We start from the raw sequence: 21,286 nt of genomic DNA on the forward strand, positions 1-21,286 counted from the left end.
TCATTCTTGTTCCCTTGATGCGGGTTGTTAGGAGCCGGCGATCCTAGATACTTCGCGCCCCTGCTCCTACTCGTAGCCGAACAGGCCTTCGAGCGCGGGCAGTGGCGGCTTGGCCCGCACGATCCCGCGCTTGCCTTCGAGGGATTCGAGCAGTGCGGTTTCCTCGCCGCAGATATAGGCGCCAGCGCCTACCCGCACTTCCAGGTCGAAGGCCACGCCGCTGCCGGTCACGTCCAGGTAGCCCGCCTCTCGGGCCAGCAGCACTGCCTCGTTGAGTGCATGAATGGCGTCGGGGTACTCCGAGCGCACATAGATGTAGCCTTTGCTCGCACCCACTGCGAGGCCTGCGATGATCATGCCTTCGATCAGCAGGAAGGGGTCGCCTTCCATCAGCATGCGGTCGGCGAAGGTGCCGGAGTCGCCTTCATCGGCATTACACACCACGTACTTCTGCCCGGCAGGTGCCTGGCGCACGGTGCGCCACTTGATACCCGCCGGGAACGCCGCGCCGCCACGGCCACGCAGGCCGGAGTCGAGCACGGCGGCGACCACGTCGTCGGCCGGCATCAGCGTGGCCTGGCGCAGGCCTTCGAAACCGTCGTAGGCGCGGTAGTCGTCCAGCGACAGCGGGCGGGTGATGCCGGCGCGGGCGAACAGCAGGCGCTGCTGGCTCTTCAGATAGGGGATGTTCTCGACCAGCCCCAGCGCCAGCGGGTGCTCGGCTGGTGCGCTGCCAAGGGCATCGAGCAGGCCGGGTACGTCCTCGAGGGCAACCGGGCCAAAGCCCTGGCGTCCCTCGGCGGTTTCGAGCTCCACCAAGGGTTCCAGCCAGTACAAGCCACGGGAACTAGTGCGCTGCACCTGGAGCGTGGCGTCTTTCGACAGGGCGTCAGCGACGCGGTCGGCACCCACCGCGCGGGCCACCGAATCACAGGAAACGAATAGCTTCAGCATGCGCCCACCTCCACCCGGCAGCCTTCGACCAGCTCGCGCAGGCGCTCTGGGGTGACCCGCGCATGCAGCTGGCCATCGAGCTCCAGGGCTGGCGAACAGGCGCAGGCGCCCAGGCAGTAAACCGGCCGCAAGCTCACCGCACCGTCGGCGCTGGTGCCATGGTCGTCCAGGCCCAGCTGCTCGCGCAGTTGCGCGGCCAGGGCCTCGGCGCCACGGCTCTGACACGACTCGGCGCGGCACAGGCGCACGGTGTGGCGTGCCGGTGGCGAGGTACGGAAGTCGTGGTAGAAGCTGATCACCCCACGCACCTCGGCAAGGCTGAGGTTCAGGGCATGGGCGATCTCAGGGACGGCAGCATCCGGCACGAAGCCTGCGCCTTTCTGGATGGCATGGAGAATCGGCAGCAGCGCGCCGGGCATAGCCTTGTGGCTGTCCAGCACACGGTGAATCAAAGGCAGGTAAGACGTCTCATCAGGCATACAGCGGACCTCGGCATCCCGACCCCACCCGGTGCGTGCGGGCAGCTGTCTGGCGGTGTTCTGCTGTGGCGAGCCGTCCTTTTGCACGGTCTTGAGGGCACGGCTCCCCTCCCTGCCCAGGCCATTGCCTCTATGTGCAATTAATCCGTGGGCATCCTGCTAGCATGGCACCGATCAGGATAGAAGGTTGTATACGAGCGACAAGTCGCATCCTGAAACCGACCAAGGGTAGGGACCAATCCCCCGCCCTGATCGTCCTGTTTCAGACCGCGCGTACGTGAATTTCCCCCAGGTGATCCAGCTCCAGACGTGGTGCCGAGGGCTGCTTCGCCGCTTGGGCAAGGTCATCGAGCAAGGTATCTGGGATCAAGCTGAAGATGCCCCTGGCCTGCTCGAGCGTGACCCCACTACGCAGCGCCGGCACCACGGTGTCGACCTGCGCTTTGAACACCGCCAAACCATGCTGGCGCTGGTGGCTGCCCTCGACGAAGGCGGCCCGGGCCAGGGCCGATTGGTCGTACAGCCGCACGATCAGTGCACGCACCTGGTCGCGCCCTTCGCTGCCGTGCGCCTCGAGCACCTCCGGCAGGCTGCGGATAGCGGCGAAGAAGTCTTCCAACACCAGGCGGTGCCCACGCGAGTCCTGCGCCACATGTTTGCCGCCCTCCTGAAGGGCCAGGGGCAGGTACAACGACTGCATGACCTCGACCAGTTCCTCGATGGACTTGCCCAGTTGCGGCAGTTCGTCGTTTAGGGCCTTGATGTTGTCGTCGATCTGCTGCTTGTAGCCGCGCATCTCGGCCACGCCCCTGGCCTTCAGAATCACCTCGCAGATGTTCACCACTACGCCGAGCATCGACGCGATCTTGCCGAACACCTCGGCACAGCGGGCGAGCCGGGCGAGGGTCGCCGCCCGCCCGGTGACCACCAGGCTGGAAGTCACCGGACTGGCCGCGATACCCAGGCGGACCATCTCGATACCATCCTGTACAGGCTTGACGGTGGTGAGCAGGCGGCTGACCGAAAGCACGCTCAACTGGGCGATGTAGAGCCCCCCGGTACTGGCGTAGCCCACGGTTTTGAAGATCGTCTTGAACGTGCTCATGCCGTTGCGAAAGCCGCGCAGCACTTCCCAGGGCACATCGCGGCTGTGCTCGCTGGCCGGCAGCACCTTGCGCAGGTCGACCACCTCGAGCGCGACCTGGTCGGCCACCTGGCGCAGCATCAGCACGGCGTTGTCGAGGAACTGCTGGCTGTCGACGATGTTGTCGAGCAAGTAGCCCAGGCGCTGGCTGGCCTGGCGCAGGGCCCGGGCGCGGGTGGGCCGCAGCGCTTCGTCCAGGCCCTGGACCACGTCGTCTGCGGCGGTTGCGATATCGCTGAAACTGATCACGTGAGTGAACCTCCTGAAGGGTACGTGAGAGCGATCAGGCGGCAGCGCCGATGCTCAGGTTGCCCTTGCCGTCCAGTTGCAACTTGGGCAGCTTGCCGTTGCCCTGGTTCTGCACGCGGAAGGCATCCAATTGCTCCAGCAACCCTTTGTCGAGCCCGGCGAAGGTCTCCACCACGGTGATCGGCACCCCGCTGGCCAAGGCCTTGAAGGCAATCAGCACCTTCTCGCCGAGGGTGCTCACGTCCACCGACGAGGCGTTGATCTTAGGTACCAGGGTGGTGCGCAGCAGCGCGTTGTTGGCCGAGAGACGCGCACGCAGGTTCTGGAAGGCGGTCATGTCTTCATGGCCCTGGTTCTCGATGGCCTGGGTGACGCTGCGGATGTCGGCGAAGAAGTCTTCCAGCACCAGGCGTTTCTGCGCACTGCCTTCACCGACCACCAGTACGTGCTTGCCATCGACCTCCGGCACCAGCTGTTCGTAGGTTTCCTTGAGGGTCGCGACGACAGCGTCGAATTCCTTCTGAAGCTCCGGCAGCAGCTTCTTCAATTCCGCCAGGTGGCCATCGATTTCTTTTTGCGCATTGCGCATGTGCGCCACTTCGATGCCGCCCAGCACCACCTGGAACAGCGACGTCACGATGCCGATCACCAAGGTGATCTTGCCCAGTTGCGCACCGAACCGGGCCATGCTGCTGCCCACCCTGAGCGCGCCGCTGACGGTATTGGCGCCTTCCGCTGCGGTGGTGGCACCCCGCGCGGCGATGTTCACCACCAGCATTTCCACTTCGGTGGCGGCCAGCGTGCTGCGTGCCGGGGTGAACAGCGCCCACAGCCGCGCCCCGTAGTACAGCACTTTGCCCGGCACCCAGGCGATCGCGGCCACGCCACTGCCAACGGCGCCGAGGGTAAAGCCGATGGCCGACGCCACGCGCAGCACGTCCACTGCGGTACCCGAGGCGTTGAACTCGAAGGTGCCCTTGAACTTCTCGGCCTGTAACACCAGGGTTTGCAGCACTTCGGTGTAGGCCTGGTTCAGCTCGTTGAAGATTGGTTGGGTATCCTGAAGGTCCTTGGCCATCAGCTCCAGCTGGCGCTGTGCGGCCACCAACTTGGCCTTGCGATCACCGCTGAACTGCTCCAGCACTCCGTCCTTGGCGTCGGTCAGGCCGATGCCGATGCTGTCGCCGATATCGCTAAAAATGCTGCCCATACCGCTCATCCTCTCGTGGTGGTGTGTATGTCACGCATACCGGCATCAGGCCGGCACGATGTCGAACTGGCCCGCGCCACTGAGCACCAGGCGGGGTTCGCCTGGGTGCTCGGCAATGAAGGCTGCGAGTTTCTCCAGCAGGGGCGCTGGCAGCGGGAAGATCGCCTTGGCCTGCTCCAGGGGCACACCGCCACGCAGCGCGGCGGCGGCGCGGGCCAGGGTGTCCTTGGCGGTGCCGAGGGCGACGATGTTCTTGTTGATCGCGCCCAGCAGCGTGTCGCGGATCGCCTTGTGGTCGGTTTCGAGCTTGTCGCGCAGGCTCTGGAACGGGTCGCGGTTTTCCGAGCCCTGCTCTTCGATCAGCGGCAGCAGGCGTTTTACCCGGTCGTAGAAGGTTTCCAGCTCCAGACGCCGCCCGCTGGCGCTGTCGATCACCACGTGGCAGCCGCCTTCCAGAGCGGCGAGGCCGTCGTAGGTGACCTTCAATTCGTTCACCAAGGCCTCGATATCGCCTGCCATCGAGTGCAGCAGGCCCTTGAGCTTGTCGACCTCTTCCTCGATGCGCAGGGCCTGGCGCCTCAGCGCCGCGACCTCCAGCCCCTGCAGTACGGTCTGCAACACCGTGGTGATGACCGCCGTCACCACGGCTGCCTTGCCGGCCGCCATGGCAACGCTGACGGCCCGCGCCGCGACGCCAGTGATGAGGCCACCACCGCTGGCGACCACGCTGGCGGTTTCCGCCGCCGTGGTACCGACACGGATCACGTTGCCCGCCACCAGCAATTCGCTGGAGGCCGCCTGAACACCGATACGCGCCGGGGCCATCATCGCCCATACCCGCGCCGCGCCCGCGAACGCCAAGGCCCCGGTGGCGGTCAGCCCGGAGGCGGTGCCCAGTACTCCGGAGGCCACGCTGGTCACGCGCAGTACATCGATTTGCGGGTCGCGCGGATCGAAGCCGAACACCTCGCCAAAGGTGCTCGCCTGCTCGGCCAGGGCCTGGATGACCTGGCGATGGCTGTCGGCCATGAGGTTGACCAGCGCACCGAGGGCCTGGATGTCCTCGACCATGTAGCCGAAGCGCCGCTGGGCGGCTTCGACCTTGGCCTTGCGGCTGCCGGTGAAGAACTCGCCCCAGCCGCTGGCGGCGTCATCGAGGCCGATCCAGACGTGGTCGGCGCCGTCTTTGATCCACTCCCAGCCTTCCCCTAACGTATCCGACACTGACATGGCGTTCCCTCGCTTGGCATCAATAATATCGTTTTGATATCACGCCTGAGGCCAGCAAGGGAAGTACCGTTCGCAGGTTTCGGATCCGCCGGGACTGACCGGCGGCACAGCACCGTCGACGGAAGATCGAACGGTATGTGGCCGAATCAGCAGTGCTCAGTGCAAACCGTGCCGCTGCTTCCAGTCCCCCGGATGCACCACGTAGCCGAACAACGCGTGCCCGCCATACACCAGCTCCGTGCCCTCGGGGATCCACAGCATCTGCCCGGGCCGAACCTGGTAATGCTCGCCATTGGCCTTGAGCTCGAAGCAGCCCTCGATGACGAACAACACCTCGTCATACAACAACGTCCAGGCCACTTCGGCGCCCTCCCAGCGGGCGAAGCCCACGCCGATGTTGGGCGACACTTCGCTGTCCAGCGCCCGCGCCACGAACGCTGCCCCCGGCGGCCCGCCACGCGGGGTGAAGGCCAGGTCGCGATGGTCGACCAAGCGCACCGGGCCCTTGCCCGTCGGCGTGCGGCTCATAGCTCGCTCCGGCTGTTCCAGGCAGCCCAGCGGATGCGCGTACTCACCCCAAGGCCAAGGAACGGCTCGGGCGGGTTGCGTGAGGGCATGCCGGTAACCGCCTGGATCGCAGCGAGCTGCGCACCGCCCGCGCCCACCGCCAGGTCGGCCAGCAACGTACCGGAAATGGTGCCCCAGGCCGCGCCCACGCCGTTGTCGCAGGCAGTGGCGAACACCCCGTCTTCCAGTTGCCCGAAGAAGTTGGTGAAGTTGCGCGAAATCGCATACGCCCCACCCCAGGTGTGGGTGAATGGCACTTCGGCCAGTTGCGGGTAGCGGGCCAGCAGGGCTTGTTGGTGGTCCTGGCGGATGCGTCGGCGGGTGGCCTCATCCACGCTGCGGCCATAACGCGGTACGTGGCGGTAGGTGTTGCGGATGATCAGGCGGCGATCCTGGGTCATGCGCACGGTGGTGCCGGCGTGGTCGGCCGGGGTCAGGCCCCAGTCGGCCTGGGCGCCGATACGCGCCATCTCGGCGTCGCTGAGCGGGCGGGTCCAGCTGGCGAAGGTCATCACCGGCAGCAGGCGGTTGCGCAGGTAGCCGAACTCCTGGGTGAAGATGCTGGTGCCCAGCAGCACCTGCGGGGTGTCGATATGCCCCTGGTTGCCATGCAGGCGCCAGCCGCCAGCGGTTTTCTCAAGGCGCTGGATGGGCGACTCCTCGTACACCTCGACGTTGCCCGGCAGCGATTCCCCCAGGCCACGGACCAAGGCCGCCGGTTGCATCAGGTAGCAACCCGGGGTGTAGATGGCGCGGCTGTAGTGCTGGGTGCCCAGGACTTCGGCCAGCGCCTGGCGTTCGACCACTTCATAGGGTTCGCCGAGGTCGTCCATCAATGTCCTGAAGTGGTCCAGGTAGGCCAGCCCGCGCGGGCCGACTGCACCCTGGAACTTGCCGGCGTGGGACCACTGACAGTCGATAGCATGGTGCTGGATCAAGCCTTGCAGTTGATCGATGGCGGCGCGGTTGAGGCTGAGCAGGCGCTGCTTGTGCTCAGGGTTGGGATGTTCCAGGGCGAACTTGTGCGGCAGGTCGATGACGAAGCCGGAGTTGCGCCCCGAGGCGCCGTAGCCGATGCGCTGGGCGTCGACCAGCAGGATGCGCGCCTGGGGCATGTGGCTGGCCAGGCGGCGGGCGGCGGCCAGGCCGGCGAAGCCTGCGCCGACCACCACATGGTCGGCCTTGTGCGCACCGCTCAAGCACCGCGGCGGCAAGGGTTCGGGCAAGGCGGCGTACCAGCCGCAGCTGTGGTCATCGTGTGGCAGTTTGACAATGCTGTTCATGGTTTCGGCCCTCAGGCCACTTGCGTGTGGGTGGCCTGGCAGCGTTGCAGCCAGGCGCTACGGTTCGACTGGGCCTGACGCCCCAGCAGGATGAAGCCGTGCAACGTGCCTTCAGGGCCGTGGAACCCGCCGCTCAGGCCATCGTCGGTCGGCTCCCATTGCCATTGGCCGACGCAGTCGGGCGGTGGCGGCAGCAGGCACAAGGGCGCGGCCGGGGTTTTTACCGTGACCGGCGCCAGCGGGTAGCTGGCCGGAGTTGGCTGGCCCAGCAGGGTATTGGCCAGTGCGCGCACGCCTTCGTTGATCGGCGCCAGGTAAGGCAGCAGCTGACCGTCGATCTCGATGCAGTCGCCCAGGGCGTAGATGCCGGGGTGCGAGGTGCGCAACAGCTCGTCCACCTGGATGCCTCGTCCGCAGGCCAGGCCCGCGTCACGGGCCAGTTCCACATTCGGCCGCAAGCCCACGGCAGACAACACCAGGTCGGCCTGCACCTGCGAGCCATCGGCCAGGCGCAACTGGTAACCCTCGCCCTGGCGCTCGATGCGTTGCACGGTGGTGCCCAGGTTCCACTGCACGCCCAGCGCCGACAGCGCCTGCTGCAATGCGCGCCCGGCAGGTTCGGGCAGCAAGCGCTCCATCGGCCAGGCGCCGAGGCCGATCACCCGCACCTGGTAACCGCTGCTGGCCAGGTCGTTGGCGAACTCGCAGCCGATCAGCCCGTCGCCGAGGATCGCCACCTGACGAATACCCGCCAGGCGCTGGCGGAAGGCGTCGTAGTCGTGCAGGTTGTTGATGCTGAGCATCTGGGCATCCCCTTCGATGGCCAGGCGCACCGGCGAGGCACCGCTGGCCAGCACCAACTGGCCGTATTCGATTTCCCCCAGGTTGGTGTACAGCCGCCGTGCCTGGGTGTCGATGCGCTCGACCTGGCAGTGGGCGTGTATGCGAATGCCCAGGCGACGCTCCAGGGCGAACGGGCTTTCGCTGGCCAAGGACGCAGCGTTACGTCCCTGGGCCAGGGCGATGGACAGCGCCGGTTTGGAATACAGGTGCCCACTTTCCTGGGTGAGCACGCGAATATCCAGGTTAGGGCTGGCCTTGCGCAGAGCCTGGGCCAGGCCGTAGCCGGCGTGGCCGCTGCCGATGATCACCACTGGCTGGGCGGGCTCCACGCGAGCCGGGGCAGGCGTCGGCGCCACGGCGACCAACGGGGTGGCCACCGCGGGCACCGGCTCGGTGATTTCGATCATCTCGAAATCGGCCTTGCCAACCTTGCATTCCGGGCACAGCCAGTCCTCGGGCACGTCTTCCCAGCGGGTGCCGGCGGCAATACCGTCGTCCGGCCAACCCAGGGCTTCGTCATAGATCAGGCCACAGATGATGCACAGCCACTTTTTCATCGATGCCGCCCTCATTCACCCTGGATGCGCACAGCCAGGTTCTTGGTTCGCACATAGCTGTAGAGCGCTTCCTGGCCCTTCTCGCGGCCAAAGCCGGACAGCCCCACGCCACCGAACGGCGTCTCGATGCCGCCGGCATACCACTCGTTGATGAACACCTGGCCTGCACACAGGCGCCGGGCGCAACGCAGCGCGCGGTTGAGGTCCTGGGTGAACACCCCGGCCACCAGGCCGAAGTCGGTGCCATTGGCGATGGCGATGGCCTGCTCCTCGGTGTCGAAGGGAATGATCGCCAGCACTGGCCCGAACACCTCGGCCTGGGCGATTTCCATGTCTGGCGTGACGTCGCGCAGCACCGTGGGCGCCATGAAATGCCCGCCCAGCCCGCCAATCGCATCGCCACCGCTAGCCACCACGGCACCTTGTGCCTGGGCGCGCTGGCACAGCGCCTGGATGCCTTCGAGCTGGCCGGCGCTGATCACCGGGGTCAGGTCGGAGTCGTCCTGCCCCTGGCCGACGCGCAGCCCCTCGGCCATGGCCACCACCTGCGCCACCACTTCTTCGTACACCTCGCGCTGCACCAGCAAGCGCGACATGGCCGAGCACACCTGCCCTGCGTTGAAGAAAATGCCGTTGCGCACGCTGGCGATCAGTTGCTCGCGATCAGCGTCGGCGAATACCAGCGCCGCCGACTTGCCGCCCAGCTCCATCACGCTGGGAATGGCGTATTCGGCGGCAGCCCGCAGGATGCTCTGGCCGGTACCGACGGAGCCGGTGAAGACGATCTGGTCGACATCGGGGTGCCCCGCCAAGTGGGCGCCGACCTCACGGCCACGCCCACAGATCAGGTTGACCGCGCCTTGCGGCAAGCCAGCCCGCTCGATGGCCTGGAACAGCACGCACAGACCCAGCGGCGACAGCTCCGGCGACTTCACCAGCACCGCATTGCCAGCCGCCAGCGCTGGCGCCAGCGAGCGGGCGCAGATCGACACCGGGAAGTTCCACGGCACGATCTGCAACGACACGCCCATGGGGTCGTACAGGGTGAAGTCCATGTAGCCGTTGCCCAGAGGGATGGAGGTGCCTTCGATCTTGTCGGCCATGCCGGCGTAGTACTCGAAATAGCGCGCCGCTTCGATGAATTCGTCGCGGGCATCCTGCAGGCGCTTGCCGTTTTCCTGGCACAGCACCCAGGCGCCCTCCTCGACCACCGCGCGAATCTGCGCGGCGATCTCCAGCAGCCAGGCCACCCGCTGGGCAGGCCGGGCGCGGGTCAGCACGCCACTGTCGGCGCAACGCCGGGCCGCCTGCAAAGCGCGCTCGGCATCGTCGACCGAGGCCTGGGCGATGCTCGCCACAGGCTGGCCGGTGCCGGGGTTATTGACGGTAATGCAGCGTTCGCTGTCGGCCCACTGGCCGTCGATGAAGTTCAGCCAATGGGCTGCGATCGGATACATGGTCACCCCCTCAGGCCTTGCGTGCGCAGTCGAGCAGCTGGTTGGCCGCCCACTTGTGGAAATAGTGGGTCGGCAGGTCCATTTCCGGCGAGAACGCACCGCCGCCGTAGCCTGGGGAGTGACGGCCCTTCTGCATGCCTTCGACCGAGGCGATGTCCTCGGCGAACACCACGCGCCACGACTCCATTACCGACTTGCGTGCCACCTCGAAGCGGCTGTCCAGGGCTTCGTCGCCCACGTAGAACAGGCGCAGGTGCTCGACGGTCTTACCCGGCGCGATCGGCTCGAGCATCATGGCGAAGGCATGGTCGGCCTGGATTCCCAGCAGCACGTTGGGGAAGAACGCCACGTACTCGGCGGTGCGTAGGCGGTCCTTCGGCCAGGCCGGGAACATCGGCAGGTGGGTGCCGGCGACGTCCGACAGGTTGTAGGCATGGCTGCCTTGGCCGGCGAACTGCTCGAACATGATGTTGTAGTGGTCTTCCAGGCGCGAATAGCTGTTCAGGCTCGGGTGCACCCACGGCAGGTGGTAGGCCTCGCAGTAGTTCTCCACCGCCAGCTTCCAGTTGCAGTTCACCTCGATGGCCATGGCGCCGCTGTCGGCTTCGCGGCGCATCAGGCCCATGCCGTCGGTGCCGAGGAACTGGCTCCAGCGCTCGGTCAGCGGCGCCAACTGCTCTTCCAGGGCCGGGGCGTCGCCGGACAGGTTGACGAACACCATGTCCATCCAGATCGTGCTGCGCAGCGCCTTCAGGCCATGCTTCTCACAGGCGAAACGCTCGTCCTTGTGCTGGTTGATGCCACCCACGTGCGGGGTGCCCTTCAGGCCGCCGTTCAGGTCGTAGGTCCAGGAGTGGTAGGGGCAGCGGATCACGCCCTGCACGTCGCCCGGCGCCTGCACCAGCTTCACGCCACGGTGGCTGCAGACGTTATGGAACACCTGCACCAGGCCTTCGCGGTTGCGCATCATCAGCAGCGGCAGGCCCATGAAGTCCACTGGCTTTACGTAGGCGTTGCGCGGCAGGTCGCTGGCAAAGCCGATGCACGCCCAGTTCTTGCCCAGTACCTGGTCGCGCTCCAGTTCGAAGTAGCGCTGCTCGGTATAGAACTCGTTGGTCAGGCCATGGGCCTGGTGGATGGGCGCCAGGACGGTTTCCAGGCTATGGACGGGGATCAGGCGCGAATCGGTGGCGATTGTCATTGTTGTTCTCTCTTGTGGTTTGCACGGCAGGCTTGGCCTCGATGCCTGGGCCGCAGTTTCAGCAAGAGCGCGGGGTGCGAACAAACGATTTATGTGGCACTTATTTATTACTATTAATCACAAATCGACCTGGTCATATCCAGTACCGACACGCCTCTAAAAATCGGCAGTATAGCAATGCCGTGGCGTTACCAATTAGTGATTAAAGGTAATGAGTTGATGACAACAAATAGTTTGTCGCGCCCGCCCGGCTCGACCATTTTGTTGCCACGCCCGGTACGCCGTGGCGCCACAAGACAAAACCCTTACAAGAACAAAAAGGGGACACTCAATGCGTGCTGAATCAGGCCTGTTCAAAGGCCTAAACCCTACCGTGACCAGCATTTCGCTGGTGGCCGTCATCACCTTCGTGCTGTTTTGCGCGCTGTTCGCCGCACAGGCTGGCGTCGCCTTCCAACATGCCTCCGACTTCATCCTCAACAACTTCAAGTGGTTCTACCTGCTGAGCGTCACCGGCGTGCTGGGCCTGTTGATCTACCTGATGTTCAGCCGCTTCGGGCACATTCGCCTGGGGCGTGACGACGACAAGCCGGAGTTCAGCTTCGGCTCGTGGATCGCCATGCTGTTCAGCGGCGGCATGGGCATCGGTCTGATCTTCTGGTCGGTGGCCGAGCCCATGTGGCACTACGCGGGCAACCCACTGGCCAAGGGCCTGACCGACGAAGCGGCCACCGCCGCCATGCGCCTGACCCTGTTCCACTGGGGCCTGCACCCTTGGGCGATCTTCACCATCGTCGGCCTGGGCCTTGCATATTTCGCCTACCGCAAGGGCCTGCCGCTGACCATGCGCTCGATCCTCTACCCGCTGATCGGCGAGCGCATCTATGGCCCCATCGGCCATGTGGTGGACATTCTCGCGGTGGTCATCACGGCCTTCGGCGTATCCCAGTCGCTGGGGCTGGGCGTGGTGCAGATGAACACTGGCCTTGCCCAGGTATTCGACCTGCCCATTAGTTTGGGCGTGCAGATCGCCTTGATCGTGGTCATCACCATCGTCACCACGGTGTCGGTGATGTCTGGCGTGTCGCGCGGTATGAAACGGCTGTCGGAGTGGAACATGTTGCTGTCGGTGGTGCTGGTGGTACTGGTGCTGTTGCTGGGCCCGACCCGCTACATCCTCAACCTGATGCTGGAAAGCACCGGCGACTATGCCCAGAGCGTGGTCGGCCTGAGCTTCTGGAGCGACACCCAGAAAGACAGCGGCTGGCAGAACTGGTGGACGGCCTTCTACTGGCCGTGGTGGATGACCTGGGGCCCGTTCGTGGGGCTGTTCATCGCACGCATCTCCAAGGGCCGTACCATTCGCGAGCTGATTGCCGGTGCCCTACTGGTGCCTACCGTGGTGACCATCATCTGGATGTCGGTGTTCGGCGGCGCGGCGCTCAAGAGCGAACAGACCGACCGCCAGCGCCACGAGCAGCACGTGGCGGCGGCGCAGTTGCAGGGCGAAGAGGCCAAGTTCGAGGGCGGTACGGTATTGCTGGCGACCAAGCAGGAAACCACCGCCGCGATGTTCAGCCTGCTGCACACCATCGACGCCGGCTTGATCGGCAAGGCGCTGAGCGTGCTGGTGTGCATCCTGCTGGCCACCTACTTCATCACCTCGGCCGACTCCGGCACCCAGGTGCTGTGTACCTTGAACGCACTGGGCAGTACCAACCCGCCCGGCAGCATCCGCTTGTTGTGGTGTGTGCTGGAAGGCGCCATCGCCACGGGGTTGCTGCTGGCCGGGGGGTTGAAGGCGATCCAGATGGCGACCATCGCCGCGGGCCTGCCGATTGCCGTGTTCATCCTGTTGATCAGCTACACGCTGATGCGCAGCCTGCGCAGCGAGCCGCTGGTGGCGATTCTGCCGATGCCGCCCGCTGGGCGTGACATCGTGCACGAGCCCGGTTCGCTGGCGGTCGCGGCGGTAAGCACGGTGGTGCAGGACGGCGACCTCAGTGGTGGGTTGACGGCGAAGAAAGCCAGCTGAAACCGAATGACTCACGCATGAACTGAAGCGGGGCCGCCAATGCGGCCCCGCTTTCGTTCACCTCAAGTCAGCGCGCCCTGCACCGAAGGCTGCGCCATCAACCACTCGCGGAACAACCGCACACTCTCCCGTGGCCCGCGTTCGCTGGGGCTCTCCAGCAAACAGAACTGCGCATCGGTGCGCACCACCAGGTCGTTGGGTTTGACCAGCGCACCGGTGGCCAGCGCATCGTCGACCAGCTTGTTCCACGCCAGCGCCACGCCCTGCCCACTGATGGCCGACTGGATCACCATGCTGTAGCTGTTGATATTGACCCGATGCCGGGGTGTCAGCGGCTCATGGCCCAGACGCCGGAACCACTCTGGCCAGCCGATCCAGTCACGCTGCGAATCCTCCAGCCACAGCCAGGTGCAGGCGCTCAGCCCGTCAATGCTGGCAAGCCCCGGGTTGCGCGCCAGGTAGGCCGGGCTGCATACCAGGAACACCTCCTCGGAGAACAATGGCGTCACGTCCATGCCCTTGGGCGCGGTGTTGCAGTAGTACAGTGCCAGGTCGCTTTCCAGGCGCGAGTAATCCTTCACGTGGTCGTGGGCGATGATGCGCAGGTCGATGTCTTCGTGCTGGCTCTGGAACTCCACCACCTTGGGCAGCAGCCACAGCGACGCCATGGCGGTGCTGGTGGCCACGGTCACCTGCTGGTCGCCCCGCCACTGGCGGATCTCGCCGGTGGTGCGGGCGATACGCAGCATGCTTTCGCGCACACTGTCGTAGTACTGCACACCGGTGGGCGTCAGGCTCATGGTGCGGGTGGTGCGGGTGAACAGCGCCTGGCCCAGGTACTCCTCGAGCAGGCGCACCTGGCGGCTGATCGCGCCCTGGGTGACGTTCAGCTCCTTGGAGGCAAGGGTGAAGCTTAGATGGCGAGCAGCGGACTCGAACGCGATCAGGCTGTGCAAGGGGGGCAGCGGTTGGATTTTCACGGGCAGGGTACCGGTTGTTCTTATTATTGCAGCGTGGGGCATTCTACCGAGTGGGGGTGGTTGGGCACAGTGTGAGACGTCTGGCAATCAAGCGAAGAACTCGCAGTCTTGGTAGACTGCTGGCCTTTTCGAGGCCGGTCTGCGTCGCCCCACAGGCTGCTCCCGCCACCTCGCTTCCGCTCGAGCCTCGCCATGGTTTGCAGTGTCGGACGTGCCTGTCACACCGCGCTGGCTGCACTATTGGTACAGAATGCGTATCCGAAGATGCCTGTAGAAACTGCTTCAAACCCACAGAACATGCGGCCTGAGCCATCGCGCAGGTTCTCCGTTGCACCCATGATGGACTGGACAGACCGCCACTGCCGGTTCTTCCTGCGCCTGCTCTCGCGCCACACCCTGCTCTATACCGAAATGGTCACCACCGGCGCCCTCCTCCACAACGACGCCGCCCGTTTCCTGCGCCACGACGACAGCGAACACCCCCTGGCCCTGCAACTGGGCGGTAGCGTGCCGGCGGACCTCGCCGCCTGCGCCCGCCTTGCCGAGGATGCCAACTACGACGAAGTGAACCTGAACGTCGGCTGCCCCAGCGATCGGGTGCAGAACAACATGATCGGCGCCTGCCTGATGGGCCACCCGGCGCTGGTGGCCGACTGCGTCAAGGCCATGCGCGATGCCGTGGCGATTCCCGTGACGGTCAAGCACCGCATCGGCATCAACGGCCGCGACAGCTATGCCGAGCTGTGCGACTTCGTCGGGCAAGTGCGCGAGGCGGGCTGCAAGAGCTTCACCGTGCACGCCCGCATCGCCATCCTCGAAGGCTTGTCGCCCAAGGAAAACCGCGAAATTCCGCCCCTACGCTACGACGTGGCGGCGCAACTGAAAGCCGACTTCCCGGACTTGGAAATCGTCCTCAATGGCGGCATCAAGACCCTCGACGAATGCCGCACCCACCTGCAAACCTTCGACGGCGTGATGCTCGGCCGCGAGGCGTACCACAACCCTTACCTGCTGGCCGAGGTCGACCAACAACTGTTCGGCAGCGACGCGCCAGTGGTGAGCCGCAGCGAAGCGCTGGAGCGGTTGCGCCCCTACATCGTCGCGCACATGGCAAGTGGCGGCGCGATCCATCACATCACCCGGCACATCCTCGGGCTCGGCCAAGGCTTCCCCGGTGCACGGCGCTTCCGCCAGCTGCTGTCGGCAGACATCCACAAGACCGACAACCCGCTGGCCGTGCTGGACCAGGCCGCCGAGCTGTTGCAGGGTCGCTGACGGAACCTTGGGCAGGCACTGGGCTCGAAGCTTGACGGTCGGTATTGCCCCGCGAGGTAGCCGCGGGTAATGTCGAAACATTGCACAGGACAGAGCACGCCCATGACCTCCAAGCTGGAACAACTCAAGCAGTTCACCACCGTGGTCGCCGACACCGGGGACCTGGACGCCATCACCCGCCTCAAGCCGGTCGATGCCACCACCAACCCCTCGCTGCTGCTCAAGGCCGCAGCGATTCCCGGTTACGCCGACCTGCTCAAGCAGGTCAAGGCCGAGGCCAAGGGCAATGTGGACCTGGCCTGCGACAAGTTCGCGGTGGCCGTGGGCGCGCGCATTCTCAAGGTCATTCCGGGGCGTATCTCCACAGAGGTGGATGCGCGCCTGTCGTTCGACGAAGCCGCGCTGCTGAAAAAGGCCCGCCAGCTGATCGAGCTGTACGAAGCGGCCGATATCAAGCGCGACCGCGTGCTGATCAAGCTGGCCTCCACCTGGGAGGGTATCCGCGCTGCCGAGAAGCTGGAGAAGGAAGGCATCCAGACCAACCTGACCCTGCTGTTCTCCTTCGCCCAGGCCCAGGCCTGTGCCGATGCGGGGGTGTTTCTGATCTCGCCGTTCGTGGGCCGTATCTACGACTGGTACAAGAAGAGTACCGGCAAGGAATACGTCGGCGCCGAAGACCCGGGTGTGCAGTCGGTGACGCGCATCTACGACTACTACAAGACCAACGGCTACAACACCGTGGTGATGGGCGCAAGCTTTCGCAACATCGGCCAGATCGAGCAACTGGCCGGCTGCGACCGCCTGACCATCAGCCCGGAACTGCTGCAACAGCTGAGCGACGACCAGGGCCAGCTGCCGCGCATCCTCAAGCCGGGCAACACCGGCGAGGCGAAGCAGCAACTGAACGAAAGCCAGTTCCGCTGGGCGATGAACGAAGATGCCATGGGTACCGAGAAACTGGCCGAAGGTATTCGCCAGTTCGCCCGCGACCAGGAAAAACTCGAAGCGCTGCTGAGCAAGTAATGCACTTGGCCTGACAGCCTTATCGCGGGACAAGCCCGCTCTCACAGGGAACGCTGAGCATGCAGCCCTGTGAGAGCGGGCTTTTTCGTAATCGCTTCACAGCGACATTGTTGATAGAGCAACAGCACATCAACACTTTGCCCCTCGCCAAACACCCTCGCCTACCGATAAAGCCCTGAAAGCCTTGAAACCAGGCACCCACGCTTGGTGGCACGGCGCCTGCAATGATCCATGATCCCTATCAGATCGGATCATCCCCATGTCTCTGTTGCGCTCCTTCAAGCTGCTCGCCAGCGTCACCCTGCTCGGCCTCAGTACCCTCGCCCACGCCGAAACCGCGCCCAAGGAAGTGCGCCTGGACTACGCCTACTACTCACCCGTCAGCCTGGTGCTCAAGCATTTCGGCTGGCTGGAAAAAGCCCTGCCGGACTCGAAGGTGACCTGGGTGTTCAGCCAGGGCAGCAACCGCTCCCTGGAATACCTGAACAGCGGCGGCGCCGACTTCGGCTCGTCCGCCAGCCTGTCTGCCGTACTGGCCCGGGCCAATGGCAGCCCGATCAAGTCGGTGTATGTCTACAGCCGCGCCGAATGGACCGCCCTGGTGGTGCGCAAGGACTCGCCGCTGAAGACCCTCGCCGACCTCAAGGGCAAGAAAATCGCCGCCACCAAGGGCACCGACCCCTACCTGTTCACCCTGCGCGCCCTGGCCGGCGCAGGCATTGCCAAGGACGACGTCGAGCTGCTGCACCTGCAACACCCGGATGGCCGCACGGCGCTTGAGAAAGGCGATGTCGACGCCTGGGCCGGGCTCGACCCGCACATGGCCGCCAGCGAGCTGCAAGCCGGCTCGCGCCTGCTGTACCGCAACAAGGACTTCAACAGCTACGGCGTGGTCAGCGTCACCGAGCCCTTCGCCAAGCAGCACCCGCAAACCATCGCCACGGTGATCAAGGCCTACGAACAGGCGCGCAACTGGGCCATCGCCCACCCCGAGGAATTCGCCAAGCTGCTGGCGGATGAATCCAAGCTGCCGCTGGACGTGGCCAAGCTGCAACTGTCGCGCACCGACCTGTCGGCCCCGCAGTTGACCACCGCCGACATCGCCGCCTCCAAGGCTGCCGCACCGGTGCTGGTGGCCGAGGAGCTGGTCAAGCGCGGGGTCAACGTGAACCAGGTGATCGACCAATTGATCGAACCTGAATTCGGCGTGGCCAGTATCAAACCATGAGTGGGTTCGGCAAACGCCTGAAGGGCCTGGCCCTGCCTCTGGGCATCATCGTTCTACTGGAAACCGTGGTGCGCCTAGGCTGGATCGCTTCCTACCAGATGCCCGCGCCCAGCGAGGTGTTCCAGACCCTGGTGCAACTGGCCGACGGTGCCCTGTGGAAACACGTGGGCGCCAGCCTTAGCCGCGTGCTCGCCGGCTTCGCCATTGGCGCCAGCCTCGGCCTGTTGTTCGCCGCCGGGGTGGGCCTGAGCCGCGAGGCCGAGGCCTGGCTGGAGCCGACCTTCGCCAGCCTGCGCGCCATTCCGAGCCTGGCCTGGGTGCCGCTGTTGCTGCTGTGGCTGGGCATCGGCGAGACCAGCAAGGTCGTGCTGATCGCCATTGGCGCGTTCTTCCCGGTGTACCTGAACGGCGTGGCGGCGATCCGCAACATCGACCGCAAGCTGGTGGAAGTGGGGCGCATGTATGGCTTCGGCCCGGCGCGGCTGGCGCGGCGCATCCTGCTGCCGGCTGCCTTTCCCGGCGTGTTCACCGGCCTGCGCAGCGCCCTGAGCCTGAGCTGGATGTTCCTCGTGGCGGCCGAGCTGATCGCCGCCACCCGCGGCCTGGGCTACCTGCTCAGCGATGGCCGGGAAACCTCACGGCCCGACCTGGTGCTGGCTGCAATCATCGTCCTGGCCCTGCTCGGCAAGCTCAGCGACGGCCTGCTGGCGGGCCTGGAAAAACGCTGGCTGGCCTGGCGCGACACCTTCGACGGCGCAGAACAAGGAGCGCGATCATGAACCTGGTGCAACGCGTGACGCCCGCCGTCGATACGCAACAACCACCGCTGCTGGAGCTGCGCGTCGAAGGCAAGGCCTTCGGCGACGTTCCCGTGCTCGGCCAACTGGCGCTGCGCCTGCAACCCGGCGAGGTCGTCAGCCTGCTGGGGCCCAGCGGTTGCGGCAAGAGCACCTTGCTGCGGCTGGTCGCCCAGCTGGACCGGGACTTCGACGGAGAGCTGCGCACGCGCCCGGACCACGTCGGGTTCATCTTCCAGGAGCCGCGGCTGATGCCCTGGCTGAGCGTGGCGGACAACATCGGCTTCAGCGATGGGCGTCAATACGACCGCGCACGGGTCACCGGGCTGATCGAAGAAGTGGGCCTGGGCGGCTTCGCCGAGGCTCTGCCCAAGCAGCTCTCTGGCGGCATGGCGCAGCGGGTGGCGATCGCCCGCGGGCTCTATGGGCAACCGCAGTTGCTGCTGCTCGACGAGCCATTCAGCGCGGTGGATGCCTTTACCCGATTCAAGTTGCAGGACCTGTTGCTGGACCTGGCACGACGGCACCGTATCGCCCTGCTGGTGGTCACCCATGATGTGGACGAGGCACTGTACCTGAGCAACCGGGTGCTGGTGATCGGCAACCGGCCTGGGAAGGTGTGCCGGGAATTGCACGTTCCGCTTGGCTACCCGCGGGATCGTCGTGACGAGCTGCTGGGGCGCCTGCGCAACCAGGCATTGGAAGCCTTGCAAGGCGCGCGGGCTATTTGAGCAATAAATTGAAACATATCTGGGTTGTGTCACAGGAGTGGAGTCCGCAGCATCGCTGATCGACTTCAGGGCCTTATCGCGGAAAAAGCCCGCGCCAGGGCCCTCAAACTCACCCTATGAGCTTCTGATGCCCGATCTACCCCTGGTCCTCGCCGGCCCCCTGCTGCGTCGCCTCGAACCCACCCGCCTGGCACTCTGGCTGGTCACCACGACACCGATTGAACCCGAACTGCAGCTGTCGCTGCCGGGTTCGCCTGCCATGAGCGTACCGCTGAAGCGCACGGTCGTTGCCATCGGCCGCCACGCCTATATCCAGTTGATAGACGTGCGCCTCGACACCGCACTGCCCACCGACGTGGCCATCGACTATGACCTGCGGTTGGCTGACCAAGGCATCGCCGAGTGGGCACCGCACCTGCTCTACTCCGGCACTCGGCGCCCAAGCTTCGTGCTGCGCGAACGTCTCGAGCAGGTGCTTCACGGCTCGTGTCGCAAGCCACACCACCCGGTCGCCGATGGCCTGCTGTGTGCCGACCGCCTGCTGCAGACTTGCGAGCAGCCCAACCAGCGCCCTGCCCTGCTGATGATGACTGGCGACCAGGTCTACGCCGACGATGTCGCCGGCCCCATGCTGCGTGCCATCCATGAGCTAATCGTCCACCTGGGTCTGTTCGACGAGCCTCTGGACGGCGCCTTGGTCGACAACGGCAGCGCGCTTTACAGCCACCCCGCCTGCTATTACCACCGCGCCGACCTGCTGCCTGCCGAAGAAGAAAGCGAACCCCTGCGCCGGCGTTTCTTCCGGGGCAAGCGCAAGCCGATCTTCTCGTCGAGCAATGCCGACAACCACCTGGTGACCTTCGCCGAAGTCATGGCCATGTACCTGCTGGCCTGGTCGCCAACCCCGTGGTCGTTGGTCAGCCTGAGCATGCCCGAAGCGCTGACACCCCAGCGCCAGGAACGCTACCGGCAGGAACTGCCGCTGATCGAAGCGTTCCGCGATGGCCTGGGGCAGGCAGCGCGAGTCATGGCCCACCTGCCGAGCCTGATGATCTTCGACGATCACGACATCACCGACGACTGGAACCTCTCGGCGCAGTGGGAGGAAACCGCCTACGGCCACCCGTTCTCACGGCGCATCATCGGCAATGCCCTGCTCGGCTACTTGTTGTGCCAAGGCTGGGGCAACGACCCGGACGCCTGCACCCCCCTGGCCAGCGCCTGCGCAGCGCTCCCGGCCACCTCGGGCAGCCTCGACGGGCAGGCCCTGGATACGCTGATCGGCGAGCTGCTGCGCTTCCAGGGCTGGCAGTACCACCTGCCCAGCAACCCGCCACTGCTGGTGCTGGACACCCGCACACGCCGCTGGCGCAGCGAAAGCAGCCTGAAGAAGCCGTCAGGCCTGCTCGATTGGGAAGCCTTGAGCGAACTGCAACAGGCCTTGCTGGACCACCCTTCGGCGGTGATCGTCTCGCCCGCGCCAATCTTCGGGGTCAAGCTGATCGAAACGGTACAGCGGGTATTCAGCGCCCTGGGCTACCCACTGCTGGTGGATGCCGAGAACTGGATGGCCCACCGGGGGGCGGCCCAGGTAATCCTCAACATCTTCCGCCATTCGCGCACCCCGGGGCACTACGTGATCCTGTCGGGCGACGTGCACTATTCGTTCGTCTACGAAGTGCTTATCCGCCATCGAGAGCGCAGCCCGCACCTGTGGCAGGTTACCAGCAGCGGTATCAAGAACCAGTTCCCCAGGCGCCTGCTGGACGTGCTGGACCGCGCCAACCGCTGGCTGTACTCGCCGCGCTCGCCACTCAACTGGTTCACCAAGCGCCGACAGATGCAAGTGGTGCCACGCACGCCCAGCCACAGCCGCGCGGGTGAACGGCTGTGGAACAGCGCGGGGTTGGGGCAGGTGTTCTTCGATGAGCAGGGGCGGCCAGCACGGGTGTTCCAGCTCAATGCCGATGGGACGCCTGCGACCGAGTTCGTACGCGACTGAGCTTAAAACGCAAACGGCCTCTTCGCGGGTTTACTCGCGAA

Annotated in this window: 17 protein-coding genes and 2 pseudogenes; 7 read left to right on the forward strand and 12 right to left on the reverse strand. The window is 65.3% G+C overall.

The window, feature by feature from the left end; all coding sequences use genetic code 11:
* Positions 1-75: 75 nt before the first annotated feature.
* The 11 genes and pseudogenes from ACQKPE_RS17195 to ACQKPE_RS17245 form a co-directional block, all read right to left on the reverse strand.
* Positions 76-954, reverse strand: a pseudogene (locus ACQKPE_RS17195) (formate dehydrogenase); the annotation flags it as partial.
* Positions 948-1,433 carry a formate dehydrogenase subunit gamma gene (locus ACQKPE_RS17200; RefSeq protein ID WP_427667688.1) on the reverse strand — a complete coding sequence of 162 codons (486 nt, stop codon included), beginning with the start codon at positions 1,431-1,433 and terminating at the stop codon, positions 948-950. The pseudogene ACQKPE_RS17195 and the gene ACQKPE_RS17200, both read right to left, overlap by 7 nt.
* Positions 1,434-1,695: 262 nt before the next feature.
* Positions 1,696-2,826: a hypothetical protein gene (locus ACQKPE_RS17205; RefSeq protein ID WP_427667689.1), complete on the reverse strand. Its 1,131-nt coding sequence runs from the start codon at positions 2,824-2,826 to the stop codon at positions 1,696-1,698.
* 34 nt (positions 2,827-2,860) lie between these two features.
* Positions 2,861-4,036 (reverse strand): hypothetical protein, encoded by a 1,176-nt coding sequence (locus tag ACQKPE_RS17210; RefSeq protein WP_427667691.1) that lies wholly within the window; start codon positions 4,034-4,036, stop codon positions 2,861-2,863.
* Between the two features lie 45 nt (positions 4,037-4,081).
* Positions 4,082-5,266 (reverse strand): hypothetical protein, encoded by a 1,185-nt coding sequence (locus tag ACQKPE_RS17215; protein WP_427667692.1) that lies wholly within the window; start codon positions 5,264-5,266, stop codon positions 4,082-4,084.
* A gap of 156 nt (positions 5,267-5,422) precedes the next feature.
* Positions 5,423-5,794 (reverse strand): ethanolamine utilization protein EutQ, encoded by a 372-nt coding sequence (locus ACQKPE_RS17220; RefSeq protein ID WP_427667694.1) that lies wholly within the window; start codon positions 5,792-5,794, stop codon positions 5,423-5,425.
* Positions 5,791-7,116, reverse strand: a complete 1,326-nt coding sequence (locus tag ACQKPE_RS17225) for an NAD(P)/FAD-dependent oxidoreductase (RefSeq protein WP_427667695.1) — start codon at positions 7,114-7,116, stop codon at positions 5,791-5,793. The genes ACQKPE_RS17220 and ACQKPE_RS17225 overlap by 4 nt, the downstream gene beginning before the upstream one ends.
* 11 nt (positions 7,117-7,127) lie before the next feature.
* Positions 7,128-8,366 carry an FAD-dependent oxidoreductase gene (locus tag ACQKPE_RS17230; protein ID WP_427667736.1) on the reverse strand — a complete coding sequence of 413 codons (1,239 nt, stop codon included), beginning with the start codon at positions 8,364-8,366 and terminating at the stop codon, positions 7,128-7,130.
* Positions 8,355-8,516 (reverse strand): annotated as a pseudogene (locus ACQKPE_RS17235) (rubredoxin); the annotation flags it as partial. The pseudogene ACQKPE_RS17235 and the gene ACQKPE_RS17230, both read right to left, overlap by 12 nt.
* An 11-nt stretch (positions 8,517-8,527) precedes the next feature.
* Complete coding sequence (locus ACQKPE_RS17240) at positions 8,528-9,973, reverse strand: aldehyde dehydrogenase family protein (RefSeq protein ID WP_427667696.1); 1,446 nt, start codon at positions 9,971-9,973, stop codon at positions 8,528-8,530.
* A 10-nt stretch (positions 9,974-9,983) separates the two neighbouring features.
* Complete coding sequence (locus ACQKPE_RS17245; RefSeq protein WP_427667698.1) at positions 9,984-11,174, reverse strand: aromatic ring-hydroxylating oxygenase subunit alpha; 1,191 nt, start codon at positions 11,172-11,174, stop codon at positions 9,984-9,986.
* Positions 11,175-11,505: 331 nt separating this feature from the next.
* Here ACQKPE_RS17245 and ACQKPE_RS17250 point away from each other — a divergent pair, with 331 nt between their 5' ends.
* Positions 11,506-13,209, forward strand: coding sequence for a BCCT family transporter (locus ACQKPE_RS17250; RefSeq protein WP_427667699.1), 1,704 nt, complete (start codon positions 11,506-11,508; stop codon positions 13,207-13,209).
* A 62-nt stretch (positions 13,210-13,271) separates the two neighbouring features.
* On the opposite strand, the gene ACQKPE_RS17255 is transcribed toward ACQKPE_RS17250, so the two are convergent.
* Positions 13,272-14,189 carry a LysR substrate-binding domain-containing protein gene (locus ACQKPE_RS17255; protein ID WP_427667700.1) on the reverse strand — a complete coding sequence of 306 codons (918 nt, stop codon included), beginning with the start codon at positions 14,187-14,189 and terminating at the stop codon, positions 13,272-13,274.
* 297 nt (positions 14,190-14,486) lie between these two features.
* Here ACQKPE_RS17255 and dusA point away from each other — a divergent pair, with 297 nt between their 5' ends.
* The 6 genes from dusA (at position 14,487) to ACQKPE_RS17285 (ending at position 21,245) form a co-directional block, all read left to right on the forward strand.
* On the forward strand, positions 14,487-15,464 hold the full coding sequence (dusA, locus tag ACQKPE_RS17260) for a tRNA dihydrouridine(20/20a) synthase DusA (protein WP_427667702.1): 978 nt from the start codon (positions 14,487-14,489) through the stop codon (positions 15,462-15,464).
* Positions 15,465-15,566: 102 nt separating this feature from the next.
* A complete protein-coding gene (tal, locus tag ACQKPE_RS17265) occupies positions 15,567-16,487 on the forward strand; it encodes a transaldolase (RefSeq protein ID WP_427667704.1) in 921 nt (306 codons plus the stop codon).
* Positions 16,488-16,746: 259 nt separating this feature from the next.
* Entirely contained in the window at positions 16,747-17,715 is a 969-nt protein-coding gene (locus tag ACQKPE_RS17270; protein WP_427667705.1) for an aliphatic sulfonate ABC transporter substrate-binding protein, read from the forward strand.
* Positions 17,712-18,494 (forward strand): ABC transporter permease, encoded by a 783-nt coding sequence (locus ACQKPE_RS17275; protein ID WP_427667707.1) that lies wholly within the window; start codon positions 17,712-17,714, stop codon positions 18,492-18,494. The genes ACQKPE_RS17270 and ACQKPE_RS17275 overlap by 4 nt, the downstream gene beginning before the upstream one ends.
* Positions 18,491-19,243, forward strand: coding sequence for an ABC transporter ATP-binding protein (locus ACQKPE_RS17280; protein ID WP_427667709.1), 753 nt, complete (start codon positions 18,491-18,493; stop codon positions 19,241-19,243). Before ACQKPE_RS17275 ends, ACQKPE_RS17280 begins: the two co-directional genes overlap by 4 nt.
* A gap of 127 nt (positions 19,244-19,370) precedes the next feature.
* Positions 19,371-21,245 (forward strand): alkaline phosphatase D family protein, encoded by a 1,875-nt coding sequence (locus ACQKPE_RS17285; RefSeq protein ID WP_427667711.1) that lies wholly within the window; start codon positions 19,371-19,373, stop codon positions 21,243-21,245.
* Positions 21,246-21,286 lie beyond the last annotated feature (41 nt).

The sequence above is a fragment of the Pseudomonas sp. NPDC089554 genome (assembly GCF_050280645.1).
Classification (GTDB): domain Bacteria; phylum Pseudomonadota; class Gammaproteobacteria; order Pseudomonadales; family Pseudomonadaceae; genus Aquipseudomonas.

What these genes read in the sequence shown, in the direction of transcription:
- ACQKPE_RS17200 (WP_427667688.1), bottom strand. Translation starts at nt 1,433, where the DNA reads ATGCCTGATGAGACGTCTTACCTGCCTTTGATTCACCGTGTGCTGGAC.
- ACQKPE_RS17210 (WP_427667691.1), bottom strand. Translation starts at nt 4,036, where the DNA reads ATGGGCAGCATTTTTAGCGATATCGGCGACAGCATCGGCATCGGCCTG.
- ACQKPE_RS17215 (WP_427667692.1), bottom strand. Translation starts at nt 5,266, where the DNA reads ATGTCAGTGTCGGATACGTTAGGGGAAGGCTGGGAGTGGATCAAAGAC.
- ACQKPE_RS17220 (WP_427667694.1), bottom strand. Translation starts at nt 5,794, where the DNA reads ATGAGCCGCACGCCGACGGGCAAGGGCCCGGTGCGCTTGGTCGACCAT.
- ACQKPE_RS17225 (WP_427667695.1), bottom strand. Translation starts at nt 7,116, where the DNA reads ATGAACAGCATTGTCAAACTGCCACACGATGACCACAGCTGCGGCTGG.
- ACQKPE_RS17230 (WP_427667736.1), bottom strand. Translation starts at nt 8,366, where the DNA reads ATGATCGAAATCACCGAGCCGGTGCCCGCGGTGGCCACCCCGTTGGTC.
- ACQKPE_RS17240 (WP_427667696.1), bottom strand. Translation starts at nt 9,973, where the DNA reads ATGTATCCGATCGCAGCCCATTGGCTGAACTTCATCGACGGCCAGTGG.
- ACQKPE_RS17245 (WP_427667698.1), bottom strand. Translation starts at nt 11,174, where the DNA reads ATGACAATCGCCACCGATTCGCGCCTGATCCCCGTCCATAGCCTGGAA.
- ACQKPE_RS17250 (WP_427667699.1), top strand. Translation starts at nt 11,506, where the DNA reads ATGCGTGCTGAATCAGGCCTGTTCAAAGGCCTAAACCCTACCGTGACC.
- dusA (WP_427667702.1), top strand. Translation starts at nt 14,487, where the DNA reads ATGCGGCCTGAGCCATCGCGCAGGTTCTCCGTTGCACCCATGATGGAC.
- tal (WP_427667704.1), top strand. Translation starts at nt 15,567, where the DNA reads ATGACCTCCAAGCTGGAACAACTCAAGCAGTTCACCACCGTGGTCGCC.
- ACQKPE_RS17270 (WP_427667705.1), top strand. Translation starts at nt 16,747, where the DNA reads ATGTCTCTGTTGCGCTCCTTCAAGCTGCTCGCCAGCGTCACCCTGCTC.
- ACQKPE_RS17275 (WP_427667707.1), top strand. Translation starts at nt 17,712, where the DNA reads ATGAGTGGGTTCGGCAAACGCCTGAAGGGCCTGGCCCTGCCTCTGGGC.
- ACQKPE_RS17280 (WP_427667709.1), top strand. Translation starts at nt 18,491, where the DNA reads ATGAACCTGGTGCAACGCGTGACGCCCGCCGTCGATACGCAACAACCA.
- ACQKPE_RS17285 (WP_427667711.1), top strand. Translation starts at nt 19,371, where the DNA reads ATGCCCGATCTACCCCTGGTCCTCGCCGGCCCCCTGCTGCGTCGCCTC.